General features: G+C 45.1%; 3 protein-coding genes and 1 tRNA gene. All 4 read right to left on the reverse strand.

The features are described from left to right. Window positions 1-194: 194 nt before the first annotated feature. The gene (locus VN429_RS00220) at window positions 195-815 is read right to left on the reverse strand and encodes a TMEM175 family protein (protein WP_325628508.1); all 621 of its coding nucleotides are present in this window, start codon (window positions 813-815) and stop codon (window positions 195-197) included. Between the two features lie 84 nt (window positions 816-899). Then, entirely contained in the window at window positions 900-2,279 is a 1,380-nt protein-coding gene (locus VN429_RS00225) for an MBL fold metallo-hydrolase (protein WP_325628510.1), read from the reverse strand. Between the two features lie 27 nt (window positions 2,280-2,306). Continuing rightward, window positions 2,307-4,640 (reverse strand): hypothetical protein, encoded by a 2,334-nt coding sequence (locus VN429_RS00230; protein WP_325628512.1) that lies wholly within the window; start codon window positions 4,638-4,640, stop codon window positions 2,307-2,309. Between the two features lie 145 nt (window positions 4,641-4,785). Further along, window positions 4,786-4,860, reverse strand: a tRNA-Met gene (locus tag VN429_RS00235). Window positions 4,861-4,899 lie beyond the last annotated feature (39 nt).

Here is a 4,899-nt window from a genome sequence, read left to right on the forward strand (position 1 = left end):
TTATGAATCTTAACACACTTTTTCACTGAATATTTGGTTTCATGTCTTCTGGTAAAATGGCAATCCTTCTTTAATTAGGAGGCAAGGAATTAAACTTGTGCTTATATTCCCGGTTCAGGCCTGAAGTTCAGTAAACTGGCCGATACAATTTTTTCAAGATCTTTGTTATCCAACAAAGTAGATCTAATATCTTTTCACTCCTCTTCAATCCTGTATTGGGCTATGTATCCGATCGGAAAAAGGAGAGCCCAGCAATACAGGGTATATACCGGTTTAATGTATGAAAGAAATATTGAGAATGTGAATATTACCGGATTGATGTAATTTTCAATGATTGTATTTCTGATATAGTCATGGGGAACACTTGAATCTATGAGCCGGTAATTGGTTGATGCATAATGCCACATTATACTGGCAAGATACCCGGGGGCTGCATATCCGATTGCAGCTATAATCACCGCGATCTGAATACTGCTGTGTTCATTGATTACCTTGGTGATAAATGGCATCAACACGATGAAGAGGAGAAAGAACATATTCAGCCTGATAAGGATGTCATCGTACCTTCTAATAAACCGGAATATCCGATGATGTTTTACCCAGTATGCCCATGTTATCAGAAATGTTAGAAGGAAATAAAGAAACTTGGGAATCTCCCCCATCAAATCCTCTGAAAACTGGAATGAATTGATCCCGGTGAGATCGGGTACAATCAGATCAGCTGCAAGAAGTGTCAGGGAAAACGCAAAGATAGCATCGCTGATATTAATAATTCGCTCAAGACCTTTCTCCTCGTAATATTCTGATCGTTTCATATCTGACCCCTATCTAAAACACTGATTTGATCCATAAGTGAATCCACGTGGTCTGCTATAATCCCTGCGAATAAATCTGAAAAACTATGTCAAACGTTGGTTAAACCCTGCTGCGATCCAGCCTATGTATCCTCCGGCAACATTTACCACGTTATGGTGCCCTGCTCGTTTCAGGATACTACAGGCCATCCCTGCCCTGACACCTGATCCACAGATTACAACTACAAGGCCAGAGTTCCTTATTTCACTGTGTCTTGTACGGAGATCAGGCCATGGAATATTAATAGACCCTGGGGTATGATATCCAGCATATTCGATAGTTGCTCTGACATCAAGGATAAGAAGTTCAGGTTCACTCTCCATAAGGGACGCAAGTTCATGCACTGATATTATCCTCACGTTATCAGTTTTCAATCCTGATTGCACCCAGTTCTGAATTCCCCCCGAGAGGTACCCTGTGATGGAATCTATTCCTGTCCGGTGCATCATCACTACTGCATCTGCGACCTGCTTCGGGTTATAGCCGACAAGAATCTGGTTTATGTCAGGTCTGACAATCCATCCTGCGTTCGTGGCAAAATTGGCTTCTGAATCAATGTTAAGGCTCGCAGGGATATGGATTCCTCCAAATGAATCATACCTGCGGATATCAACCACCTCAGCAACTCCTGACTCAAGCATCAACCTGACTTCATTGGCACTGAGCGCCTTAAGGTCAGGTAATTCTGCAAGCAGAACCGGACCTCTCCGGTTAACTTCTGTACATCTGCTAAAATGATCAGGGGCAGGTGGCATATCGCTGGTAAGGCTTAAAACAAAGGAATCCCGGTCTGGGATGGCAAGAGCCGGGTTTGCTATCTTCTCATACCCGATGGTGCTTGTTCTTTTCGTTGCAAGTGACCTGCCACAGAATGATCCTGCAGCATGAGCAGGATAAACCTCGCAATGATCAGGAAGTGTCATAAGCTCTTTGTGTAGGCTTGTGAACAGTTCTGACGCGAGCTCCTGGGAACTTCCGGGGAAGAGATCTGGTCGGCCCACATCACCGACAAAGAGGGTATCTCCACAAAATACGGCAACAGGGCTATCAGACCGACTCTGGAGAATGAGTACGTAGGAGACATGTTCTGGTGTATGTCCCGGCGTTTCTCTCACCTCAATCCTTATATCCTCTATTGTGATGATTGATCCACGCTGTACAGGAACATGTGGGAAGAGGGCTTGAGCCCGTTCAGGCATGTAGATAGGGGAACCAGTCTTTTCAGCAATATCCAGGTGTCCAGATATGAAATCAGCATGGAGATGCGTCTCCAAAATTCCTACTATCTTCATCCCTTCCTCCCGGGCTGCAATCAGGTATTGATCCGTATCACGGGAGGGATCGATGATCAGGCACGACCCTGTTCCTCCAACAAGGTATGAACTATGGGAAATGCCGGGGATGAAGAATTGTCTGATGATCATAGGGATTGAATATAGGTGAAATTGCTTTCATCGTATTTGAAAACCTGCATTCTGTATATCGGGGGTCCCGTCAGTTTTCATACGCTGCCTGATCTCTATGCAATCTTCAGGAGATATTCCGTACAGGGTATTTACCAGATAATCCATCTCCTCCTGTGCGGTTGTTATCTGCCGCTCTATTCTGTTTATATCATGCCATGCATGGCAGATCTCTCTCCTTTTTCCAAGCATCTCAAGACGGGCTGCAGCCGCACCGATTCGTTCAGAAATCAATTTTTCTTCTGGAGAGTAATGATCGATGGTCCGGACTGGCAGATTCCTGATAAGGTTCATCAGATCAGGAGAAGCTATGGATCTGCGAATATTTGTCTTGATGTACCACCTGGCAATAGACGAGTGAAGAAATGCCACAAGATACTGATCTTCTCCTGGTATGATGACCTCAGCACCGGGTTCCGGGGTTCTACCCCTGCCAACGAAGAGATCTGATCCCTTCCATGTTAACGATATCCAGGAATCCGCTCTGTTTCTAATCTGATCTCCTACAGTTCCAGAGTATAATTCATCAAACAGGTACTCACTGAGAGTCATTGTTCCATGAGAGAGCCGTTCCATCATTATAGACTCCCAGGGATCATTCAGACTCCACCCGTCGTCTTTATGGTTACATTCAGGAAAAATCTGGTATTTTCTGATTCTTGGCAAGGGTTCAGCCATTCCGGTGGGAAACCTGAACACAGTGTGAGTTTTCTCAGGAACAGAATGGAGAATCACCGCAGAAAGACAATCTGCATCTCCCTTACTGTGCTCGTCTTCTGGTACAACTATAGTGACCCGTGATGTATGAGCAATCCATTGTCTGAATCCCCGGTATGATGACTCTGATAACCAGTTTTTTCTGAGAAAGAGGATTGCCCTTCCACCTGGTGTAAGCATCTCCCTGGCAAGTTCGGCATACAATACTCCCCGATCTATTCCTCCTGTATATGAGGAAAATCGTCTTGTGAGATAGCAGGCAATCTCCGGAGGACCACCCGGACTTTTTCCTTCTGGAGATGAGATGATGAGAGAAAATGGCTTCTTTTGTGGAAGTTCTTTTACAGTAAGAGGGTGAAGGTGGCGGAGGATTGGATATCCTTCCTGAACTGATGCAAACTCTTCATACGCTCTCTCATCATACAAGGGAGAACCTGTCCTGATCTGTTTGTCTAAAGAAAGGAATGGATACCATAGAGGAGTTCTGATAAGAGAAGGATCAGTACACTCACCACTCAGAATCCATGAGGCGATCACGAACCTGATCATCGCAATATGGATTGGTGATGCATCGTTAGCGTGTACCATTTCTCCAGCAGCGATGAGGCGGCCAGTGATGGTATCCCTTCCACCTTTGTTCAGGGCATTCCGTATTCTCCTGAGCATCATGGAGATAATCTCACCACACCCGGCTGCGGGATCCCAGAATGATTCTGCTAGAATCTCATCTCTGGAAAGGGCCCCGGCTATTAGTTTTCCTGCACCTGACTTCAGGACTGCTCTGCACCCTTCCTGCTCGTCTTCATCTGATGAAGCCTTTTTCTTATGTGGTTTCCTCGGGATAGAAGCGAGATACATGGCAAACGCTGATGACCAGTCTTCAGGACTGATCCATGAGAGCCTTATGTTTTTTAGATCCTTAACCGGTAAACTTGCGAGCCTATTTACTTCATGTATAGTTTCGTCATCAAGAATTCTAGTCCTGATATCATAGGAATCCAGAACAGGGACTGTTGATGCGAATGAACAGAGAGTATCTATGAGGGATCCACACTCTGTTCTCTCCCCTCTTTCGTAGGATTGAAAAATCCTTGTCAGGACGACACGGTTTATAAGAGTCTGGATTGTAAGTTCGCGGGTTGATCCAGGAGTTTCACCATCCTTCCTGTAAAGCCAGCTACTCAGTTCTTTCCTGATTTCTGTGAGATACCTACTAACCGCTTCAGCCTGATTTTTGAATTGGATCTGTTCTGTCTGGAGGAATTCATCTGATAATCCGGGTGGTTTGCAGAGATTTATGAGACCTAAAAAATCGGCATCTGCCTCATCAGAAAAAAATACATGTCCCCCAGAGGGAGAGATCAGAACTGTAGCAGATGCCCCAGAACTGCTGGCATGGGCAAGGATATCTGAGATGATATCTTCAGATGGATGTAAGGGAACAGAGAAAAGTGCAACCAAATGTAGGGCACCGATCTGAAGAACACAGCATTGCACTCCGGCACCGGCGGCAGGCCCACTCTCCAGGGTTCGTGAATGTGATATGATTCTGTCTGATGACTTTTTCTCTATCCGGGCTGTCCATTCTGCGACATCCAGATTCATATACTCATCACAGAAATCCGCTCTCTTTGGATTGAATCAGAATATTGGTGACCGATTTACTGAGATCTGAACAAGGAGCACATACGGAAACAAGTACTAGGACACAACTTCTTGAAAAATGAAGTGAATACATCAGAGAACAGAATAGCGAGGGATGGATTTGAACCATCGGTCTTCGGGTTATGAGCCCGACGGGATATCCTGACTACCCCACCTCGCTTAATGAGGACTACAATGTTGGTGCCAGATCTATATATAT

Source organism: Methanospirillum sp., from assembly GCF_035560735.1.
Lineage (GTDB): Archaea > Halobacteriota > Methanomicrobia > Methanomicrobiales > Methanospirillaceae > Methanospirillum.

Coding starts and splice junctions, on each gene's coding strand:
- VN429_RS00220 (WP_325628508.1), bottom strand. CDS start 815: ATGAAACGATCAGAATATTACGAGGAGAAAGGTCTTGAGCGAATTATT.
- VN429_RS00225 (WP_325628510.1), bottom strand. CDS start 2,279: ATGATCATCAGACAATTCTTCATCCCCGGCATTTCCCATAGTTCATAC.
- VN429_RS00230 (WP_325628512.1), bottom strand. CDS start 4,640: ATGAATCTGGATGTCGCAGAATGGACAGCCCGGATAGAGAAAAAGTCA.